The organism is Mesorhizobium sp. WSM4844 (genome assembly GCF_055811775.1).
Window position 1 is genome coordinate 106,554 of sequence record NZ_JBVVQB010000003.1, and the last position, 19,980, is coordinate 126,533.

The 19,980-nt window shown below is 63.5% G+C and carries 22 protein-coding genes and 1 riboswitch; of the genes, 15 read left to right on the forward strand and 7 right to left on the reverse strand.

Going from position 1 to position 19,980, the window contains the following annotated elements:
- Nucleotides 1-17: 17 nt before the first annotated feature.
- Nucleotides 18-773, reverse strand: a complete 756-nt coding sequence (locus tag AC0L2A_RS04215; RefSeq protein ID WP_473607696.1) for an HAD-IIB family hydrolase — start codon at nucleotides 771-773, stop codon at nucleotides 18-20.
- Nucleotides 770-2,101, reverse strand: a complete 1,332-nt coding sequence (locus tag AC0L2A_RS04220) for a glycosyltransferase (RefSeq protein WP_023798878.1) — start codon at nucleotides 2,099-2,101, stop codon at nucleotides 770-772. The genes AC0L2A_RS04215 and AC0L2A_RS04220 overlap by 4 nt, the downstream gene beginning before the upstream one ends.
- 399 nt (nucleotides 2,102-2,500) lie before the next feature.
- Here AC0L2A_RS04220 and mgtE point away from each other — a divergent pair, with 399 nt between their 5' ends.
- Together mgtE and AC0L2A_RS04230 are read left to right on the forward strand one after the other, a co-directional pair.
- Nucleotides 2,501-3,913 carry a magnesium transporter gene (mgtE, locus tag AC0L2A_RS04225; protein WP_473607698.1) on the forward strand — a complete coding sequence of 471 codons (1,413 nt, stop codon included), beginning with the start codon at nucleotides 2,501-2,503 and terminating at the stop codon, nucleotides 3,911-3,913.
- A gap of 135 nt (nucleotides 3,914-4,048) precedes the next feature.
- Nucleotides 4,049-4,435, forward strand: coding sequence for a MerR family transcriptional regulator (locus AC0L2A_RS04230; protein WP_023685221.1), 387 nt, complete (start codon nucleotides 4,049-4,051; stop codon nucleotides 4,433-4,435).
- A gap of 12 nt (nucleotides 4,436-4,447) precedes the next feature.
- On the opposite strand, the gene AC0L2A_RS04235 is transcribed toward AC0L2A_RS04230, so the two are convergent.
- Nucleotides 4,448-4,954: a methyltransferase family protein gene (locus AC0L2A_RS04235; RefSeq protein WP_051407790.1), complete on the reverse strand. Its 507-nt coding sequence runs from the start codon at nucleotides 4,952-4,954 to the stop codon at nucleotides 4,448-4,450.
- Entirely contained in the window at nucleotides 4,951-5,943 is a 993-nt protein-coding gene (locus tag AC0L2A_RS04240; protein WP_473607699.1) for a heparan-alpha-glucosaminide N-acetyltransferase, read from the reverse strand. The genes AC0L2A_RS04235 and AC0L2A_RS04240 overlap by 4 nt, the downstream gene beginning before the upstream one ends.
- Nucleotides 5,944-6,244: 301 nt before the next feature.
- A riboswitch (cobalamin riboswitch) is annotated at nucleotides 6,245-6,454 on the forward strand.
- A gap of 37 nt (nucleotides 6,455-6,491) precedes the next feature.
- On the opposite strand from AC0L2A_RS04240, the gene AC0L2A_RS04245 reads away from it, so the two are divergent.
- From AC0L2A_RS04245 to cobO, 4 genes are read left to right on the forward strand one after another with little or no spacing between them, the layout of a single operon-like run.
- On the forward strand, nucleotides 6,492-6,671 hold the full coding sequence (locus AC0L2A_RS04245) for a CbtB domain-containing protein (RefSeq protein WP_023798882.1): 180 nt from the start codon (nucleotides 6,492-6,494) through the stop codon (nucleotides 6,669-6,671).
- A 15-nt stretch (nucleotides 6,672-6,686) separates the two neighbouring features.
- Complete coding sequence (locus AC0L2A_RS04250; protein WP_473607700.1) at nucleotides 6,687-7,451, forward strand: CbtA family protein; 765 nt, start codon at nucleotides 6,687-6,689, stop codon at nucleotides 7,449-7,451.
- Between the two features lie 22 nt (nucleotides 7,452-7,473).
- The gene (cobU, locus tag AC0L2A_RS04255) at nucleotides 7,474-7,971 is read left to right on the forward strand and encodes a bifunctional adenosylcobinamide kinase/adenosylcobinamide-phosphate guanylyltransferase (protein WP_473607820.1); all 498 of its coding nucleotides are present in this window, start codon (nucleotides 7,474-7,476) and stop codon (nucleotides 7,969-7,971) included.
- Nucleotide 7,972: 1 nt separating this feature from the next.
- Entirely contained in the window at nucleotides 7,973-8,587 is a 615-nt protein-coding gene (gene cobO / locus AC0L2A_RS04260) for a cob(I)yrinic acid a,c-diamide adenosyltransferase (RefSeq protein WP_473607702.1), read from the forward strand.
- Nucleotides 8,588-8,759: 172 nt separating this feature from the next.
- Here the strand turns inward: cobO and cbiB are convergent, their stop codons facing one another.
- Nucleotides 8,760-9,728: an adenosylcobinamide-phosphate synthase CbiB gene (gene cbiB / locus AC0L2A_RS04265; RefSeq protein ID WP_473607703.1), complete on the reverse strand. Its 969-nt coding sequence runs from the start codon at nucleotides 9,726-9,728 to the stop codon at nucleotides 8,760-8,762.
- On the opposite strand from cbiB, the gene cobD reads away from it, so the two are divergent.
- Both cobD and AC0L2A_RS04275 read left to right on the forward strand, forming a co-directional pair.
- Nucleotides 9,727-10,782, forward strand: a complete 1,056-nt coding sequence (gene cobD, locus AC0L2A_RS04270) for a threonine-phosphate decarboxylase CobD (protein ID WP_473607705.1) — start codon at nucleotides 9,727-9,729, stop codon at nucleotides 10,780-10,782. The genes cbiB and cobD overlap by 2 nt on opposite strands.
- Entirely contained in the window at nucleotides 10,779-11,288 is a 510-nt protein-coding gene (locus tag AC0L2A_RS04275; protein ID WP_091594393.1) for a tyrosine phosphatase family protein, read from the forward strand. The genes cobD and AC0L2A_RS04275 overlap by 4 nt, the downstream gene beginning before the upstream one ends.
- A 158-nt stretch (nucleotides 11,289-11,446) precedes the next feature.
- Here the strand turns inward: AC0L2A_RS04275 and AC0L2A_RS04280 are convergent, their stop codons facing one another.
- Both AC0L2A_RS04280 and AC0L2A_RS04285 read right to left on the reverse strand, forming a co-directional pair.
- Entirely contained in the window at nucleotides 11,447-12,250 is an 804-nt protein-coding gene (locus AC0L2A_RS04280) for a creatininase family protein (RefSeq protein WP_473607706.1), read from the reverse strand.
- A 177-nt stretch (nucleotides 12,251-12,427) separates the two neighbouring features.
- Nucleotides 12,428-12,811: a RidA family protein gene (locus tag AC0L2A_RS04285; RefSeq protein WP_473586592.1), complete on the reverse strand. Its 384-nt coding sequence runs from the start codon at nucleotides 12,809-12,811 to the stop codon at nucleotides 12,428-12,430.
- Between the two features lie 255 nt (nucleotides 12,812-13,066).
- On the opposite strand from AC0L2A_RS04285, the gene AC0L2A_RS04290 reads away from it, so the two are divergent.
- The 7 genes from AC0L2A_RS04290 to AC0L2A_RS04320 all read left to right on the forward strand — a co-directional run bounded on the left by AC0L2A_RS04290 (nucleotide 13,067) and on the right by AC0L2A_RS04320 (nucleotide 19,902).
- The gene (locus AC0L2A_RS04290) at nucleotides 13,067-14,071 is read left to right on the forward strand and encodes an ABC transporter substrate-binding protein (protein WP_023798892.1); all 1,005 of its coding nucleotides are present in this window, start codon (nucleotides 13,067-13,069) and stop codon (nucleotides 14,069-14,071) included.
- A 9-nt stretch (nucleotides 14,072-14,080) separates the two neighbouring features.
- On the forward strand, nucleotides 14,081-14,911 hold the full coding sequence (locus AC0L2A_RS04295; RefSeq protein WP_473607708.1) for an ABC transporter ATP-binding protein: 831 nt from the start codon (nucleotides 14,081-14,083) through the stop codon (nucleotides 14,909-14,911).
- Nucleotides 14,898-15,749 carry an ABC transporter permease gene (locus tag AC0L2A_RS04300; protein ID WP_473586595.1) on the forward strand — a complete coding sequence of 284 codons (852 nt, stop codon included), beginning with the start codon at nucleotides 14,898-14,900 and terminating at the stop codon, nucleotides 15,747-15,749. The genes AC0L2A_RS04295 and AC0L2A_RS04300 overlap by 14 nt, the downstream gene beginning before the upstream one ends.
- A gap of 238 nt (nucleotides 15,750-15,987) precedes the next feature.
- The gene (locus AC0L2A_RS04305; protein WP_473607821.1) at nucleotides 15,988-17,289 is read left to right on the forward strand and encodes a cytosine deaminase; all 1,302 of its coding nucleotides are present in this window, start codon (nucleotides 15,988-15,990) and stop codon (nucleotides 17,287-17,289) included.
- Entirely contained in the window at nucleotides 17,289-18,686 is a 1,398-nt protein-coding gene (locus AC0L2A_RS04310; RefSeq protein WP_473607823.1) for an FAD-binding oxidoreductase, read from the forward strand. The genes AC0L2A_RS04305 and AC0L2A_RS04310 overlap by 1 nt, the downstream gene beginning before the upstream one ends.
- 47 nt (nucleotides 18,687-18,733) lie before the next feature.
- Nucleotides 18,734-19,315: an NAD(P)H-dependent oxidoreductase gene (locus AC0L2A_RS04315; RefSeq protein ID WP_473607709.1), complete on the forward strand. Its 582-nt coding sequence runs from the start codon at nucleotides 18,734-18,736 to the stop codon at nucleotides 19,313-19,315.
- Nucleotides 19,315-19,902 (forward strand): NAD(P)H-dependent oxidoreductase, encoded by a 588-nt coding sequence (locus AC0L2A_RS04320; RefSeq protein WP_473607710.1) that lies wholly within the window; start codon nucleotides 19,315-19,317, stop codon nucleotides 19,900-19,902. The genes AC0L2A_RS04315 and AC0L2A_RS04320 overlap by 1 nt, the downstream gene beginning before the upstream one ends.
- The last annotated feature ends 78 nt before the right edge of the window (nucleotides 19,903-19,980 follow it).

The following is a 19,980-nucleotide window of genomic DNA, read 5'->3' on the forward strand; positions in this document are numbered from 1 at the left end:
AGATAAATATTTCCAGTTCAGGATCGGGCGTCCGCAAACACCGACCAATGAACGAGGCCTTCGACGACGCCAAGGGCGAACTGTTCCTTGGCGCTGTAGATCAGCCGGTTGTTCCGCGCCATGTCAAGCAGTTCAGGAAGGGCATTGGCGACGACAATTCCACGCGCCCCGGGCAGCTCGAACATGCTGCGATCGTTGTTGGTATCGCCGGCGACGACCACCTCATCGAGGCCGATGCCGAGCTCATTGCAGAGCCAGGCCAGCGCCTGGCCCTTGTCTGCTGAGCGCGGCAGGATGTCGAGATCGCGTCCGCTCGAATAGACCATCGTCACCGACAGGCCGGCCTCGGCCAGAGCGCGCTCGATGCTGGCAAGGGTTTCGGGACTTGCGTCGAGCAGGTACCAGCTCGATTTGAAGGCGTGCTGATAGCCGTCGGGCTGGCGGACGGTGTCTTTGAGCGACCCGAGCACCGCATCGACCTTTTCAAGCGACCAGCCTTCCGAAAACCTTTGGGCAAAATGCCCGAGAACAGAGGTGTGCCGCGGACCGGCGAGCATCGTGCCGACACCGCCGATCACATAGTCCGGCGCTGGCAGGCCGACTTCGTCGACGAAGTTCAAGATATCGTCGGCCAGGCGACCGCTGTTGTAGACGAGAACCGGCCGGTGCTCGGGATCGAGCGCTTGCCATTTCAACCGAAAGCGTGACGTCGCCGGCGCGTCGCCCGCCAGGGTCCCGTCGAGATCACTCGACAAAAGCGCGATCGGTTTCAATCGCCGTCGTTCCACGGCTCGTCCCAGTCATGATCGTCGACCGCCTTCAGCACCGGACGTCCTTCGACAAGGCTGACCAGCTGCTGCGCGATGCCTGTCCAGGTGAACAGGCTGCGCGCCTTGTGCGCGCCCATACGGCCCAAGCGGCCGTAGAGGCGCTGGTGCTTCATCGGCTTGACGATGGTGATGCCGAGGTCTTCCTTGTCGAACGGATCGCCAAAAAGCGCATGCCGGCCATAGCTGATCCCGCGATAGAGGCCGCCATGGATCGTAACCACGGTCGGCGTTCCGCAAGCCATTGCTTCGATCGCGGTCATGCCGAACGGCTCGTAGCGGCTCGACAGGACGAACATGTCCGCCGCCCGATAGGTGTCGGCGAGATCCTCGTCGGCAACATAGCCGGAGAAGACGACACGATCCTGCAAGCCTAGCTGTTCGACCTGTTGCTTGAGCTGGTTGAGGATCTTCTGTTCCTGCTCGTCCATGTTCTCGCCGCCGACAGCGAGCCTCAGGACCGCATCCGGCACACGCGGCGCCACCACTGAAAACGCATCGATCAGCAGGTCGTAGCCCTTGTTGGTGGCGAGCCGGCCGAGCGCCAGGACCGTTCGCCCTTCGAAGCCGAGCCGATGGCGGATCAACCGGCGAGACGCCTCGCTGACGGGAAAGAACCGGTTGTCGTCGTAACCGGGCGGGATCATGTGCACGCGGTCGCGCTCGAGGCTGTAGTCCTCGACCAGCATGTCGACCTGCGGCGGCGTTGTTGCGATCACCATGGCGCAGCTTCGATAGATGATCGTCTCGTGCTTGATGCGCTCGGTGAAATTGAACTCGGCCTCGAACGTATCGGCCTTGTCAGGGTAGTCCGTCTTCATCTGGCGCTGCTTCCATATGCCAAGCGAATGCGGCGTATGGATGTGCGGGACAGTGAGCGCTTCCGACAGTCGCTGCCCCGCCACGCCCGCATCCCAGTAGTGACTGTTGATGAAGTCGTAGGAGAGATTTTCCCGGCGAATCAGGCGCAGCGCGTTTTCACACCACTCGAGAAGGTGGCGGTGGAGATATTCCTTCGGAATAAAATCGGGTCCGCCACAGGCGACACGCAGGACGCGAACCCCGTCGGCCACTTCATCGACAGGAGGCTGGTCTTCAAATCGTCGCGTCCAGATATCGACGGCATAACCCAGCTGAGCCAGCTTTTTGGCAAGTTCCAGGACATAGACCACCTGTCCGCCGGTATCGGCCGCGCCCAGTGGCGGGTTGGCTGCTACGTAGCCGTGGGTTGAAATGAGAGCAATTCGAGGTATCGCCGCATCCGAGTCCGGCATCTGTATCCTTCTCTACGATTGATCTGCGCACGCCGCAGCATGCACAAGGTCAATTATATAAGGTTTCCAGCCGCCATCCGCAAATGGCGAAAGCGCCGGGCGGCCGCCAGGGCTGGTGGCACGTCGGTGAGAATATTGACTCCGCCCGCAATGGTAGCCCCCCAGAGACGCCGATAGGGAACATACCGAGGAGCCTCGGCGTGACGATTATGAGAGCCGGACAAGACATTGTGCGATTGGTCGATGATTGCGCCCGCGGACATCGACTTCGAAATCTGACGGACGCTGTAGCAATTTAACGCTGCTCATGATCCTTTCTGGAAATCGATTCCGATTTCCATGGTCATGCGCTAGACCTAACACGCAGCTTTTCCGGAATTCTGATGGCGGGAGGCGCTGGTGGAAGGCCAGGACGAACAGACGACCGGCGCCAGGACTGCTGAGGACAGCGCCGACATCTATGGCGAGGACGGCGCCATTCTGTCGTCGTTCCTTGCCCAGATCGGCGCCGCGATCGCCGATCGCGACACGCTGACGCTGAAGCGTGAGGTCGACGACCTGCACCAATCGGAACTCGGCGACCTGATCGAGGCGCTCCATCCCGAACAGCGCCGCGCGCTGGTCGAATTGTTGGGCGCCGACTTCGATTTTTCCGCGCTGACCGAGGTCGACGAGGCGATCCGCCGCGACATTGTCGACAGCCTGCCCAACGCGCAGATTGCCCAGGGTGTGCAGGACCTCGATTCCGACGACGCGGTCTACATTCTCGAGGATCTCGAAAAGGAAGACCAGGACGAGATCCTGTCGCAACTGCCGTTCACCGAGCGGATCAGGCTGCGCCGCTCGCTCGACTATCCCGAAGAGACCGCCGGTCGCCGCATGCAGACCGAGTTCGTCGCGGTGCCGCCATTCTGGACGATCGGCCAGACCATCGACTACATGCGCGAGGACAACAACCTTCCCGACCGCTTCAGCCAGATTTTCGTCATCGATCCGAGCTTCAAGCTGCTCGGCGCCATCGACCTCGACCAGATCCTGCGCACCAAGCGCTCGATCAAGGTCGAAGAGGTCATGCATGAGACCAGGCACGCCATTCCGGCGACGATGGACCAGGAGGAGGCGGCGCGCGAATTCGAACAATACGACCTTCTCTCCGCTGCCGTCGTCGACGAGAACGAGCGGCTGGTCGGCGTGCTGACCATCGACGACGTGGTCGACGTTATCCAGCAGGAAGCCGAGGAGGATCTGTTGCGCATGGGCGGTGTCGGCGACGAAGAATTGTCGGACAGCATCCTTTCGACCTCGCGCTCGCGCGTTCCGTGGCTGCTCGTCAACCTTTTGACGGCGTTCCTGGCGGCCTCGGTGATCGGCCTGTTCGACCGCACGATCGAGCACATCGTGGCGCTGGCCGTGCTGATGCCGATCGTGGCAGGCATGGGCGGCAATGCCGGCTCGCAAACCATGACGGTCACGGTGCGGGCGCTGGCGACGCGGGACCTCGACATCTACAATGCCGGCCGCATCATCCGCCGCGAGATGGGGGTGGGCTTCATCAACGGCATCATCTTCGCCATCCTGATCGGCATCGTCGCGGCCGCCTGGTTCCACGATCCCAATCTGGGCGGCATCATCGCCGCGGCGATGATCATCAACATGTTCGTGGCCGCACTGGCCGGCATCCTGATCCCGCTGCTGCTCGACCGGTTCAAGATCGACCCGGCCGTGGCTTCGGCGGTTTTCGTCACGACGGTCACCGACGTCGTCGGCTTCTTTGCCTTTCTCGGCCTCGCCACATGGTGGTTCGGCGTGTGAGCGATGCCACTCAATTGACTTTTACGTAAATGCCATGCGAGATTTTGGAACAGCCTCCGGCCGATTCTGAAACGCGTGCGGATAGCGAGGCCGCATGGTTGGAACCCGCAGCGCGGCCGGGCATTTGGAGTGATGATGCGGGAATATTATTCGATAACCGAACTGACCCGCGAATTCGACGTTTCGACGCGGACGCTGCGCTTCTACGAGGACGAGGGGCTGGTGCAGCCGGTGCGGCGCGGCCGCACGCGGCTATTTCGCCCGTCGGACCGGCATCTGATCCGCCAGATCATGCGCGGCAAGAGGCTCGGCTTTTCGATCAACGAGATCCGCGAAATCATCCAGATGTACAAGGAGCCGCCCGGCGAGGTCGGTCAGCTCAACCTGATGATCAAGCGCATCGAGGAAAAGCGCGAGGATCTGCGCCAGAAGCGCCGCGATCTCGAAGAGACCCTGGCCGAACTCGACCAGGCCGAAGAGTCGTGCGTCGAGCGGCTGGTGGAACTCGGCGTCAACACCTGATCGGTTGCCGCCTCAAATCCAGCGCCGCACCCTTTTTGCGTAATCCCGGTATTTCTTGCCGAATTTCGTTGCCAGAACCTTTTCCTCGCCCTCGATCGCCATTTTCTGCGTTGCGAAGGCGGCGATGATCGCCAGCGGCAGGAACCATACGTTCCCCGAGATAAGGGCGACGCCGATCATCAGCAGCGTGTTGGCCAGATAGATCGGATTGCGGCTGACGGCGAAGGGGCCCGATGTAACCAGATGGTCCGGCACGGCGTTCGGGTGGAGCGTCGTCTTTGCCCGGATCATGATGCGGATCGCCGTGAACCAGAGTGCGACGACGCCGAACAATGCCACCCAGCCGGCCGCGAACAGGATGTCGCCCAAAAGGCCGCCGATCCATGGCAGCGGATAAAGCAAGCCAAGCGCGATGCTGACGGCGATGGCCGCGACATAGATCAGCGGCGGCCACGGTATAAACCCCGGTTTTTGCTGTCCCGGTTTCTGTTGGCCCGGTTTCTGCTGATGGTCGGTCATTGTGCTCCTCCCTCCATCAAAGTGCCGTCGGCCTTGGCAGTGCAGGCGCCGGCGAGCTCGTCGAGATGCGCCTTCCATTCCGCAGCCTGGTCGTTTCGGTAGAGCCGATCAAGCGTGGCCTCGCCCTCGAGCGTATCGAGCATGCAGACACAATAGCTGCTGCAGAACTCCGTGTCGCGCGATTGCTCGCACGATGCCTGGCACTCTTTCAGGAAGGTGACCTGCCTGGTTTCGACCGTTGCCGGCATGACTTGCGAAATCAGCCAGACCGAGCCGATCAGCACCGGCTGGTGGATCAGATAGAAGGCGAGGCTGTGCCGGCCGATAAAGACCAGCGGATTAGTCCAGCGGCCGGGCGTCAGGCCCGCCAGCCGCGTCAGCATGCCGGAGGCGAAGGCAAGCTTTGCCGCTGCGATGCCGGCAAGCACAGCGCCGAACCATGGAAACAGCGGGACATAATCGTTGGAGCGCGGGTTGGTTGCCGACAGGCCGACCCACCACAGGGCCGGATGATCGAAGATCTCGGACCTGAGGTAGAGCGGCGCGGTGATGACGAAAGCTGCGACAACCAGCGTCAGCAGCGCCGGCAGCCGCAGAAACGCCAGGCCGAGCAGGCTGGCGAGCGCGATCTCGTGCAGGATGCCGAAGAAGATGAAACTGTCGGGTGTGGCAAGCCTGGTGGCGGCCGATATGGCGAGCGCCGCCCCGCCGACCATGGCGAAGCGTTTCCAGAAGCCGTTCCAGCGGATTTGCTTGCCATGGGCGAGGAACAGGCTGACGCCGACCAGGAACAGGAAGGTCGAAGCGATGCAGCGCGCGTAGAATTTCCACCAGCCAAAGGCAGTCAGGCCGGGATCGGTGTAGCCGAAGAATTCGAGATCCCAGGTGAAATGGTAGCTCGCCATGGCAAGCAAAGCGAAGCCGCGGGCGACGTCGATGGCGATGATGCGCCTGGATCGGTCCTGAACGGCCGGCGTAGGAATGGTCATGGTCTCGCAATTCTGATTCAGTGCTGCAAGACGACTATCATGGTTGCCCCGGACAAAAGAAGACAGGCGCCGCCCTTCTTCCTTCTCCCCTTGTGGGAGAAGGTGGATTGGCGCGCAGCGCCAAGACGGAAGAGGGGTGCTGGCCGGAGCGCTGTTGGTGCCAAGCTGGAACACCCCTCATCCGACCTCGCTTCGCGAGGCCACCTTCTCCCACAATGGGAGAAGGAAGAGCCCACGAGAGACGGCGCATTCGCGCTGCTAGCTGGCGGAATTTGGTTTGCCGGGCGCGGCGATTCTGCCTATAGTCGCAGCCGTCGTCGGTTCCGTTTTGGAACCAAGAGGGAATGCGGTAGGGGCAAAATTCGCCCGATGCCGTGGCTGCCCCCGCAACTGTGTGCGGTAGTCCTCTCCATATGCCACTGAAGATTTTCTTCGGGAAGAGCTTCTTCGGGAAGGTGGGGAAGGGCGCTGATCCGCGAGCCAGGAGACCTGCCGGCGACAGGAGAACTGACTTCTATGCCCTCGGGTGGAGGGCGAAAGGACAAGACATGAATACCGCTTCCGTCTCGCTCGGCGCTTCCGTCTCCTCGCAGTCGCGCTTCGTGCAGTTGGCGCTTGCTGCATTTCTCGGCGTTTTCGTCATGGGTTTTGTCGGCTTCTCGCATATCGATGCGGTCCACAATGCCGCCCACGACTATCGCCATTCGATGGGCTTTCCCTGCCACTGACGAGGGGCTGACACCATGACACTGTTTCGCAACGTCGTGTTCATCGCGGCGATCGCAGGGCTAGTGGCCGGCGTCGTTCTCGCCTGCATGCAGGCCTACGCCACGGTGCCACTCATCCTCAAGGCGGAAGTCTACGAACAGGCCGGCGGTGGTCACACGCATGACCATGGTTTGTCGCCGGCCGCAGCAGGCAGTAATGCCATGAGCAGCGCCGTGCCGGCTGAAGCAGCCACCGCGGAAGAGGAAGGCTGGGCTCCGGCCGATGGCTTCGAGCGCTTCGCCTTCAACGTCGTTGCCAACGTCGTCACCGGCATCGGTTTTGCGCTGATCCTGGTCGCCGCTTCGGAATTCGCCGGCGGCATCGGCAATTGGCGACAGGGCCTGTTCTGGGGCCTTGCCAGCTTTGCCGTGTTCACGCTGGCCCCGAACCTTGGCCTGCCGCCCGAACTGCCGGCGATGCCGGCGGCCGATCTCGCCCAGCGCCAGATCTGGTGGACGGCGACGGTGGTGGCGACCGCGGCCGGTCTCGGCCTGCTCGCCTTTCGCAAGTCATTGCCGCTGGCGGTGATTGCGGTGGCGTTGATCGTGGCGCCGCATATCGTCGGCGCGCCGCAGCCCGACAGTTTCGAATCGCCGATCCCGGAAGGCCTGCACCACCAGTTCGTGGTGGCGGTGACGCTGACCAATCTGGTGTTCTGGCTGGTGCTCGGCGCTGTCGTCGGCTTGGTGCGCGGCCGCTTGACCGGCGCCGCAACCGGCCTGCGCGACAGCCTTGCCTGATCGCGCTGCTCCAGGCAGCAAGCTGACCCTGGTCGTCGGCGGTGCACGCTCGGGCAAGAGCGCGCATGCCGAAAGCCTGGTGACGGACTGTCCGGCGCCGTGGACCTATATCGCCACGGCGCAAGCCTATGACGACGAGATGCGCGAACGCGTCGCGCTACACCGAGCACGGCGCGGCGACGGTTGGACGACCGTCGATGCGCCGCTCGATCTCGTCGGCGCGATCGAGGCGCTGCCTGACGGGCGGCCCGTCCTGATCGACTGCCTGACGCTGTGGCTGTCCAACCACATGCTGGCCGAACGCGACATTGAGGCCGAATGCCGAGGGCTTGCGGATGTGCTGTCGCGGCCGCGCGGGCCGTGGTTCGTGGTTTCCAACGAGGTCGGGCAGGGCATCGTGCCCGACAACGCGCTTGCCCGCCGGTTTCGCGATGCCGCCGGCCGGCTCAACCAGCAGGTCGCCGCCGTCGCCGGCACGGTGCTGCTGATGGTGGCGGGACTGCCGCTCAAGGTGAAGTGATATGACCGAGATCGACGACAGGGACGAGGAACGCCACCGCGCCAAGATGGCCAAGCGCAAGGCGGTGCAGGACGCCGAGGTCGCGGCCAAGACGGTCGAGAAGGGACTGCTGATCGTCAACACCGGGCCCGGCAAGGGCAAGACCACTGCCGCCTTCGGGCTGGCGCTGAGGATGCTCGGCTACGGCAGGCGTGTCGGCGTCGTCCAGTTCATCAAGGGCAAATGGCATACCGGCGAGAAGGACGCCTTTGCCGCTTTCGGCGACCGGGTCGTCTGGCACACGATGGGCGAGGGGTTTACCTGGGAAACGCAGGATTTGAAGCGCGACATCGCCGCCGCCGAGGCTGCCTGGGCCAAGGTGCTCGAGCTGATGGCCGATCCATCGATCAGCCTGCTGGTACTCGACGAATTGAACATCGCGCTGCGCTATGACTATCTCGATCTCGACACGGTGGTGGCGGCGCTGAAGGGCCGCCGCGAAAACCTGCATATCGTCGTCACCGGCCGCAACGCCAAGCCGGCGCTGGTCGATGCCGCCGATCTGGTCACCGAGATGGGCGTAACCAAGCATCACTTTTCCGCCGGCGTGAAAGCGCAGCAAGGCATAGAGTTTTGAGGTTTCGTTCGCCTCTTCTTCCTTCTCCCCTTGTGGGAGAAGGTGGATTGGCGCGTAGCGCCAAGACGGTTGAGGGGTGCTGGACGGAGCGCCGTCGGTACCAGCTGGAACACCCCTCATCCGGCCGCTTCGCGGCCACCTTCTCCCACAAGGGGAGAAGGGGAGGCCGCAGTCACGCAACGATGACGATCACCGACAGCAAGCCGAACAGTCCCATCAGCAGAAAGTCGGCAAGCTGATAGAGTCTTAGCGCTCGTCTGATGTCCACGCTCTCGACATCGCGGCGGCCGCCTTCACCCATGAACGCGTCGTCGACCATGACGCCGTCGTAGGAGCGCGGCCCGGCCAGCGCCAGGCCGAGCGCGCCGGCCATCGCGGCCTCCGGCCAGCCGGCATTCGGCGAGCGGTGCTTTTTCGCGTCGCGCTGCACGGTGCGCCAGGCGTTGCCGGCATCGGCGTCTTTGACGAGGAAGGCGGCCAGCACTATGAGCAGCGCGGTCAGCCGCGACGCCGGCAGGTTGATCAGATCGTCGAAGCGCGCCGCCGCCCGGCCGAAAGCCTCATGGCGCGGCGTGCGGTGGCCGATCATCGAATCGGCGGTGTTGGCGGCCTTGTAGGCGACGCCGCCGGCCAGCCCGCCGACGCCGATCCAGAAGACCGGCGCGACGACGCCGTCGGAAAAATTCTCGGCCAGGCTTTCGATCGCCGCGCGGCAGACACCGGCTCTGTCGAGCTTCTCCGGATCGCGGCCGACGATCTGCGAGACGGCAACACGACCGATGTCGAGTCCGCCATTGTCGAGTCCGTCGGCCACCGCCTCGACATGCTCGGCCAGGCTCTTCTGCGACAGCAGCGATGTCGCCAGGAGCGCGGTGAAGATCAATCCGGCTGGAATGCCCGCAAGCATGGTTTCCACAGCGAATGCGATGGTGGCCGGCACCAGCACGATGATCAGCAGCGCATGAACACCGCGCCGGCGGCGCAGGGCGTCGGAATCAGCATCGCGGTTGAGCCTGCGGTCGAGAAAGGATATCAGCCTGCCGAACCAGGTGACGGGATGGCCGATGGCGCCGAGCAGCCAGCTGGGATAGCCGACAGCGAATTCAACAAGCAGTGACAGGAAAGCGATCAGGATCGACATGAAGTCTCTTGATGGAGCGGCGGCAGTGGTGGATCACGGCGGAAGCCTTGGCCGGGCGAGGGCGCTTTTTCCGCATGCGCCGCAGCCCTTCGTCGACCTCTCGACCGGTATCAATCCGCACTCCTATCCGTTTTTCGAGCTGCCCGCCACCGCCCTGTCGAGATTGCCGGAAGCTGCGCGGGTCCGTGATCTGGCCGATGTCGCGGCAAGCGCCTATGGCGCGCCGTCGGCGGCCAATGTGGTGGCAGCGCCGGGCACGCAGATCCTGTTGCCGCGCGTCGCTTCGCTGGTCAGTCCCGGCAAGGCGCTGGTGCTCGGGCCGACCTATGCCGAACATCAGCGGGCGGCGGCAATCGCCGGCCATGCGGTGACGGAGACCGACGATTTCGAGGCCTTGGCAGGAGCCGACCTTGCCATCGTCGTCAACCCCAACAATCCGGACGGACGCATCGTCGAACGCAAGAAGCTGCTTGCGCTCGCCGAAAGTTTGCGCGCCAGAGGCGGGTTGCTGGTCGTCGACGAGGCGTTCATGGATGTCGGACCAATTGGCGAGAGCCTGGCCGGCGATGTCGAGCAAGGCGGCATCGTCGTGCTGCGCTCCTTCGGCAAGTTTTTTGGTCTTGCCGGCCTGCGGCTCGGCTTTGCATTGGCCGACGCGCTGACGGTCGAACGGCTGGAGGCGCAGTTCGGGCCGTGGGCGGTTGCCGGTCCGGCGCTCGAATATGGCATCCGCGCGCTTGCCGACAGCGGCTGGCAGGCCGAGATGCGGGACCGTCTGGCCAAGGATGCAGCGAGGCTCGATGCGCTGTTTGGCCGCTTCGGTGTCCCGGTCGACGGCGGCACCACGCTGTTCCACTATATCAGGCTGAGCGACGCCGCCTCTCTGTTTTCGGTGCTTGGCGAGCGCGGCATCCTGCTTCGGCATTTTTCCGGCCGGCCGGAGGTGCTGCGCGCCGGGCTGCCGGGCGGGGGCGAGGAATGGCAGCGGCTCGAATCGGCTCTTGCCGACTGGGCGCAACAGCGCCACGATAACACCAGCGAGGTCCAGCAATGATCCATGTCTGTTCGCTTTCAAAAGTCGAGGAAACCGTCGCGAAGACCGGGGCCGAGCGGTTGCTTTCGCTGCTGGCCGCCGGCACCGAGGTGACGCGGCCGGCGTCGATCGCCCAGGAAAACCATCTGCATCTGGTCATGCACGATATCGCGGTGGCGCAGGAGGGCATGACCATGCCGGGCGAGGCGCATGTTCGCAACCTGCTCGATTTCGCGCGCCGATGGGATCGCGCAAGGCCGCTGGTCGTGCATTGCTATGCCGGTATCAGCCGGTCGACGGCCTCGGCCTACATCATCGCGGCGGCACTGGCGCCGCAGCGCTGCGAGGTCGAGTTGGCTGAGACGCTGCGTGCACTGTCGCCGACGGCGACACCCAATCCGCGGCTGATCGCGGTCGCCGACGCGCTGCTCGATCGCAACGGCCGCATGACCGGTGCGATCGAGGCGATCGGGCGCGGCGCCGAGGCCTTCGAGGGCACGCCTTTCGAGCTGAAGATCGACGGCTGATCCTAGTCTTGAGGAGAAGGGGCTGGCCGCCGCGCTGGCGCCTTTTTTGTAATGCCGGCGATAGGCGAAAACATTGATGAGGGCGCCCCTCGCCCCGTTTACGGGGAGAGGATGCCGGCAGGCAGGTGAGGGGCGGCGCGGCGCTGGCGAAAAGCCTCCTAGGCCAGCCAATCTGCAAGCTTGGCCTTGCGCACGTCCTTCAACAGGCTGATGAAACCGTCGGCTTGATGGTTGGCGGTCAGCCGGCCCTTTTCGGCCGTTGCAATGCTGGCGTCGCCGACCACGCCGTTCGGGTTGAGATCGGTGGCGATCCAGGCGAAGGCGTGCGTTCCGGTGTGGCGCAGCAGCGAAAATTGCTTTTCGGCGCGGGCGACGTTGGACACGAAATTGTCGGCCTTTGCCATGTCGACGAGATCCGGCCGGAAATGCAGCATCAGCGAGGTCTCGACATCGCCGCCATGGATGCCGTGGCTATCCTCAAGCTCGGTGTACAAGCCGGCCGGCCGGCCAAAGCGCTGCCAGCTCGTCTTCACCGCCAGCATCTTTGCCCGCACGCGCAATTCTCGCGTCATGATGCCCATGATCTCCTCGTTGCCGCCATGCGAGTTGACGACGATCAGCTTCCTTAACCCGGCCCGGGCGACCGACAGGCCAAGCTCGGTCCAGGCCTCGATCAAGGTCGCCGCCGGCAATGTAAGGGTTCCCGGCGCATGCAGGTGCTCGTTCGACTTGCCCACCGCCTGGACCGGCAAGATGCGGATGTCGAGATCGCCAGGCAGGCGCGCGATCACCGTTTCGAGCATGCCGTTCATGATCGAGCTGTCGGTCGAAACCGGCAGATGCGGCCCGTGCTGTTCGATCGCCGCCACCGGCAGAACGGCGATCGTCGCCTCCGGGTCGATGGTGGCGTACTCCGTGGTCCGGTAGTCGCCCCACCACACGCGTTTCGTTGCAACGGTCATTTTGAAACCTCGAGCAAACTGGCGGCGTTGGCGCTGCCCCTCACCCGTACCCTCTCCCCGTATAGAGACGGGGAGAGGGGGGTCGCCAGCGTTGGAGCGCTTCCAGGCGGATGAGGGGCAGCACCAGCCTTTGTCGTGTAACTGGAGATCAACGGCATGTCGATTCCAGCCTGCTCCTCACCCTGCCGCGATGACCTCGATCTCGACCTTGAATTCCGGCCGCGCGAAACCGGACACGATCATCAGCGTCGAAGCCGGCGCCGGGCTGGTGAACAGGCGATCGCGCACGTCCATATAGGGTTTCAGGAAGACGCGGTCGGTGACATAGGCGTTGATGCGCACGATGTCGGAAAGTCCAAGCCCGGCGTCGCCGAGAATCGCTGCGATGCTTTGAAAACAGAGCTCGGCCTGCGCGCCGGCATCCTCCGGGATCTTATCGTCCGGCGTGATGGCGACCTGGCCAGAACACAGCACCAGCCGCTTGCCGGGCGGCACCTCGACGCCATGGCTGTAGCGGGCAAAGGGCGGCTTGATCGACTTCGGCGTCAGGAATTTGAACATGAAAATCTCCAGTCTGCTGCCAGCGTAAAGCCGGATTGGGCGAGCCCTCAAGATGCAGTGCATACTATCAGGGCGATTGTGGACAGGCGTTCAAAAAATAGGCACGATGCCCCCGGTACGGCATGACCGGTCCGGCTTTCGCGCGCCACTGTTGCGCAAGGCGGGCGGTCCGGGCGATGGCATGTGTCTTGCTTCTTCAATCGATGGTGTCGAGCTCGGCGCGCGGCGCGCCAGAGCCAACTGAGGGTGGTGTGGATGGACGGAAAACTCAAGATTTCGGCTGGCGCGATCGTGCTGCTTGCCGCAAGCACGCTGAACGCGGCAGCAAACGAGAAGATCACCTTCGGCACCAACTGGCTCGCCCAGGCCGAGCATGGCGGCTATTATCAGGCGGTGGCTGATGGCACCTATGCAGCGTGCGGGCTCGACGTGACGATCATGCAAGGTGGCCCGCAGGTCAGTGGCCGGCCGCTGCTGCTTGCCGGCAAGATCGACTTCTACATGGGCGGCAACATGCTGCAGGCCTTCGACGCCGTGCAGCAGGAGATTCCGCTGCGCGTCGTCGCCGCCTCGTTCCAGAAAGAGCCGCAGGTGATCATGAGCCATCCGGGTCAGGGGCTCGACAGGTGGGAGGATCTGAAGAACGCGGATCAGTACATTATCGGCGACGAAGGTGCACAGAGCTACTTCCAGTGGATGATCACGGAGTTCGGCTTCGATCCGGCCAAGCGCGTGCCCTATACGTTCAACCCCGCACCTTTCATCGCCAATCCGAAGTCGATCCAGCAGGGTTACGTGACCTCGGAGCCCTTCGCCGTCGCCAAGGAAGGCGGCTTCCAGCCCAATCTGTTCCTGCTCGCCGACTACGGCTTCGACACCTATGCGACGACGATCGAGACCATGCAGGCGACGATCGACAAGCGGCCGGAGGTGGTTCAATGCTTCGTCGATGGCTCGGCCAAGGGCTGGTACAACTATCTCTACGGCGACAACGCTGCCGCCAACGCGGCGATCAAGAAGGACAACCCCGACATCAGCGACGAGCAGATCGCGTTCTCGATCGAGCAGATGAAGAAATTCGGCATCGTCGATTCCGGCGATACGGAAAAACTCGGCATCGGCGCGATGACCGACGCGCGCATCCAGAGCTTCTACGACAAGATGGTCAAGGCCAAGGTCGTGCCGGCCGACGTCGACATCAAAAAGTCCTACACACTGGCCTTCGTCAACAAGGGCGTCGGGATCGACCTGAAGAAATAGCACCCGGGCATGATGCAGGAGAAAGTGGCGCAAGCGCCGGCAAGCGCATCGGGCAAAGGTCCGATGCTGCTGGCGCTGCGCGGCGTCGGCAAAGTCTTTTCCAACGGCGTGACAGCCCTCAGCGACGTCGACCTGACGATCCGGGAAGGCGACTTCCTCAGCCTTCTCGGCCCGTCCGGCTGTGGCAAGTCAACGGCCTTGCGCCTCATCGCCGGTCTTGCAACGCCGACCTCCGGCCTGCTCGACTGGCGCGGCAGCAGCGCTGCCGATCGCTCTGACATCGGCTTCGTCTTCCAGGAACCGACGCTGCTGCCGTGGGCCGACGTCTTCGACAATGTCTGGCTGCCGCTCAGGCTGAAGGGCGTGTCGCGGGCCAAGGCTGCGCCTGTCGTGATGGAGATGCTGGCGCGGGTTCATCTGACCGGCTTCGAGAAAGCCGTGCCGCGCGAATTGTCCGGCGGCATGAAGATGCGCGTCTCGATCGCCCGCGCCATGGTGACCAAGCCGCGCGTGCTTTTGATGGACGAGCCATTTGCGGCATTGGACGAGATCACCCGCTTCAAGCTCAACAACGATCTCCTGGAACTGTGGCAGAACGAGCGTTTTACCGTCGTCTTCGTCACCCACAGCGTCTTCGAAAGCGTTTTCCTCTCCAGCCGCGTCGTCGTCATGGCGGCGCGGCCGGGTAGGGTCTTCAAAGAACTCGCCATCGATGCGTCCTATCCGCGCAACGAAGCCTTCCGCACCTCGTCCGCCTATGCCGCGCTCTGCCGCCAGGCGTCCGATGTGCTGATCGGCGCCATCAACTCAACCGCCGGACCGCATCATGACGGCCATTGATCATACTGCCGTAACCCTGGATCCAGAGGAGGCGCGTCGCGTGCGCCAGGAGCGGCTCGAGCGGATCGGCCGATGGCTGCTGCCGCTGGCGATCATGGTCCTGGCGATCTGGCTGTGGGACCGCATCTGCGTCTGGAACGACATCCCGAAATATATCCTGCCGCGCCCCGCTGTGGTGCTGCAAACGCTGTTCGACGATGCCGGGCTGCTGTTCTCCTCGCTGCTGGTGACGCTCAGGATCACCTTCCTCAGCCTGCTTCTGGCCGTCATCGGCGGTGTCGGGCTGGCGGTGCTGTTTACGCAATCGAAATGGGTGGAGATGTCGTTCTTCCCGTTCGCCATCGTGCTGCAGGTGACGCCGATCGTCGCGATCTTTCCGTTGATCAACATCTATGTCGACAACCAGACGACCAAGCTTCTGCTGTGTGCCTGGATCGTCGCCTTCTTCCCGATCCTGTCCAACACGACGCTCGGCCTCAACTCCGTCGACCGCAACCTGCGCGACATGTTCAAGCTCAATGGCGCAACCCGCTGGCAGCAATTGCGCTATCTGCGCCTGCCGGCGGCGATGCCCTATTTCCTCGGCGGGCTGAAGATCGCCGGCGGCCTGTCGCTGATCGGCGCGGTGGTGGCGGAGTTCGTCGCCGGGGCCACCGGACAGTCGTCGGGGCTGGCTTCGCGCATCATCGAGGCCGGTTACCGGCTCAACGCACCGCGGCTGTTCGCGGCGCTGATCCTGATCTCGTTCACCGGCATTCTGATTTTCCTGGTGCTGTCGCTGATCTCGCACCTGATCCTGCGACGCTGGCACGAGAGTGCGCTGAAGCAGGAGCGATGATGGAGGGTCGTGTTCAAGGCAAAAACTGTCTGTGGTCCTTTCCGGCGTTGGCGCTGCCCCTCATCGCCCTGCCGGGCACTTCTCCCCGTATAGAGACGGGGAGAAGGGCGCCTTCATCGACGGTTTCGCCAACCGCCAGCGTTGCAGAACGAGCGCCAAGGCTGCCGTCAGCCCCCTTCTCCCCGTTCACGGGGAGAAGATGCCGGCAGGCAGATGAGGGGCAGCGATGACCTCAGAAATGATCCCCGAAACCGGCCAATTCGTACTTTCCAACGTCCGGCTTCATTCATCTTTGACGCCGGGTTTTGCCGCAGCCTTCGATGCAGACGGCTTCGCGCTCACCGACATCGCCGTCGCCGACGGCAGGATTGCCAGCATCGCCGCATATCGCCCATCCAATTCACCCGCAGGCGCCGTCGACCTCGGCGGCCGTATTGTCATGCCGTGCTTCGTCGACTGCCACACCCATATCGACAAAGGCCATATCTGGCCTCGGAAACCCAATCCGGACGGCACCTTCATGGGTGCGCTGAACGCCACCGGCGCCGACCGTGCTGCCCGCTGGAGCGCCGAGGACGTCGCTCGCCGCATGGATTTTTCGCTGCGCTGCGCCTACGCGCACGGCACAAGGGCTTTGCGCACCCATCTCGACAGCGTCGCACCGCAGGAGGAGATCTCCTGGCCGGTGTTCGAGACGGTACGGGAGAAATGGCGTGGCCGCATCGAGCTGCAGGCCGCCTGCCTGCTCGGCATCGAAGGCGTGCGCGACAAGAAATGGTTCGAAAGCCTGGCCAAACGCGTCGCTGCGGCCAACGGCGTGCTTGGCGTCGTCACCTATATGCTGCCGGATCTGGAAGAACTTCTCGATCGGGTTTTCGCGCAGGCGATCAAGCATGGCCTCGACCTCGATTTCCATGCCGATGAGACCGACGACATCTCGGCGATCTCGCTGAAGAAGATCGCCGAGGCGGCGCTGTGGAACGGGTTTGAGGGAAACATCCTCGTCGGCCACTGCTGCTCGCTGGCACGCCAGCCCGATCTCGACGTGCTCGACACGCTGGACAAGATGGCGAAGGCGGGGCTCGCCGTGGTGTCGCTGCCGATGTGCAATCTCTATCTGCAGGACCGGCGCGGCGACAACACCACGCCGCGCTGGCGCGGCGTGACGCTGCTGCACGAGATGAAGGCGCGCGGCATTCCCGTCGCCGTCGCCTCCGACAACACCCGCGATCCGTTCTACGCCTATGGCGATCTCGACATGCTGGAGGTCTATCGCATGGCGACGCGTATCCTGCATTTCGATCACCCGGTCGGCGACTGGCCGCAAGCGGTGACTTCGACGCCGGCCAGGGTGATGCGGCTCGACGGGTTCGGCACGCTTGCCGCCGGCGGTGGCGCCGACCTCGTCGTCTTCAGGGGGCGGAACTGGACGGAATTGCTGTCGCGGCCCGAATCGGATCGCATCGTGGTGCGGGACGGCCGCGCCATCGAGCGCCAATTGCCCGACTATGCCGAACTCGACGATCTGATGGTGCGATGATGGACCTGGCTGCGCTCATACGCGATCTCGAAGGTCTGAAGATCGACGACCATCCGGCGATCGTCCAGCAGAAGAGCCGCGATTTCTACTGGTACAGCCCGGTGCTGAAGCAACAGCTCGATCACGTGACCGGCGACCTGATCGTGACGCCAAAGACCGAGGACGAGGTGATCCGCGTGCTTGCCGCGTGCCACCGGCATAGCATTCCGGTGACGCCGCGCGGCAGCGGTACCGGCAATTACGGTCAGGCGATGCCCTTGTCCGGCGGCGTCGTGCTCAATCTCGCCGAGATGAATACGATCAAGACGATATCGCCCGGCCGCGTCGTGACCGGTCCAGGTGCCGTCCTCGCCGACATCGACAGGGCGACGCGCGCCCATTCCGGCCAGGAGCTTCGGATGTCGCCGTCGACCTATAACACCGCTTCGATCGGCGGCTTCGTTGCCGGCGGCTCGGGCGGCATCGGCTCGATCCGCTGGGGCGGGCTGCGCGACCTCGGCAACGTCATCCGGCTCAGGACCGTGACGATGGAGGCGGAGCCTCGCATCATGGATCTTGCCGGCGAGGAGGTGCTGAAGGTGATGCATGCCTACGGCACCAACGGCATCATCACCGAGGTCGAGATGCCGTTGACCGCATCCTACGACTGGATCGACGTCATCGTCGGCTTCGACGATTTCATGGATGCGGCCGGCTTCGGCAACGATCTCGCCATTCAGGACGGCATCCTGGCGAAGCTGATCACGCCGATCGCCGCGCCGATCCCTTACGACTATTTCAAGCGGCACCAGAAATTCTTCCGGCGCGAGCAAAGCATCGTCGTCTGCATGATCGCACCGCAGGCGATGGACGCCTTTGTCGCCCTCACGGCGCGCAGCAAGGGCGAGATCGTCTTCCGCGCCGACAAGGAGGCCGATCTCAAGGGCTTGCCGCCGGCCTATGAGCTGACCTGGAACCACACGACACTGCGCGCCATCAGGGTCGACCCTGATATTACCTATCTGCAGACCCGCTATCCCTCGCCGGATCACCTCGCTTACGTCAAGGCGATGATCGACCGCTTCGGCGACGAGGTGCCGGTTCATCTCGAATTCATCCGCTTCGACGGCGCGATCGGCGTCGCCGGACTGCCGCTGGTCCGCTTCACCACGGCCGAGCGGCTCGACGAGATCATCCGCATCCATGAAGACAATGGCTGCTGGGTCTTCAATCCGCACCGCTACACGCTGGAAGAGGGCGGCATGAAGCAGACGGACGAGGTGCAGCTCGCCTTCAAGCGCGAGACCGATCCGCAAGGGCTGCTCAATCCCGGCAAGATGATCGCCTGGGAAAACCCTGACTACGACTATCGCTCGGGCAAGTCGTTCCTGTTCAAGGGGTTGCAGAAGGCGGGGTGAACGATGACGAGCGTGTGGCGCTGTCGCGCTGACCTGCGAGGTCTTCGGTGAAAATCCTCGTGCTCTATGCCCACCCGGTCGAAACCAGCTTCAACGCCGGTCTGCACCGGACGATCGTCGAGCGGCTGACGGCCGCCGGTCACACCGTCGACGACTGCGATCTCTATGCCGAGGATTTCGACCCGCGGCTGACACGGGCCGAGCGGCTCGGTTATCACGACGAGCGCGGCGCCGGTGATCCGGCAGCGCCCTATGTCGAGCGCCTGCTGCGGGCAGAGGCGCTGGTGCTGTCGTTTCCGGTGTGGAACTACGGCTATCCGGCGATCCTGAAAGGCTTTTTCGACCGCGTCTTCCTGCCCGGCGTCTCCTTCAAGCTGGTCAATGGCAAGGTGCAGCCTTCGCTGCACAACATCCGCAAGCTGGCGGCGGTCACCACCTATGGTGGCAGCCGGCTCCACGCCATGCTGATGGGCGACCCGCCGCGCAAGCTGGTCAAGCGTGTGTTGCGCGCGACGGTCAAGCCAGGCGCCTCGGTGTCCTATCTCGCGCATTATTCGATGAACCTGTCGACCGATGAGACGCGGAAGAGATTTACGGCGAAGGTCGCCGCCAGCATGGATGCCTTCTGATGCGGGTCCTGGTGGTTTATTGCCATCCGGTCCCGGAAAGCTTTTGCGCCGCGATCCGGGATAGTGCCATCGAGGTGCTGGAGGCGAGAGGCTGGGAGGTGCGGCTGCTCGACCTCTATGCGGAAAATTTCGATCCGGTCATGGGCTGCGACGAGCGACGCTTCTATAACGAGCACGCCCCGCAGGATCCGGCGCTCAAGCCGCATATCGAAAATCTCAACTGGGCCCAGGCAATCCTCTTCATCTATCCGACATGGTGGTACGGGCTGCCGGCGATGCTGAAGGGCTGGCTCGACCGGGTCTGGGCGACCGACGTCGCCTTCCGACTGCCGGCCGGCAAGGGACGGATCCAGTCACTGGTGAGGCATGTGACGAAGATCGGGGTGATCACGACCTGCGGCGCACCGACCTGGTGGAGCGTCGTCGTCGGCCAGCCGGGACGCAAGACAATCCTGCGCGGCATGCGGGCGCTCTGCGCCACCCGCTGCAGGACGTTCTTTCTGGCGCACTACCTGATGGATGCGTCGACACCGAAGTCGAGGGCGGCGTTTCTGGAGAAAGTGCGGGCGAAACTGGAGTGGTTTTGAGCTGGCGGAGATCTCCTTCTCCCCTTGTGGGAGAAGGTGGATCGGCGCGCAGCGCCGAGACGGATGAGGGGTGCTGGA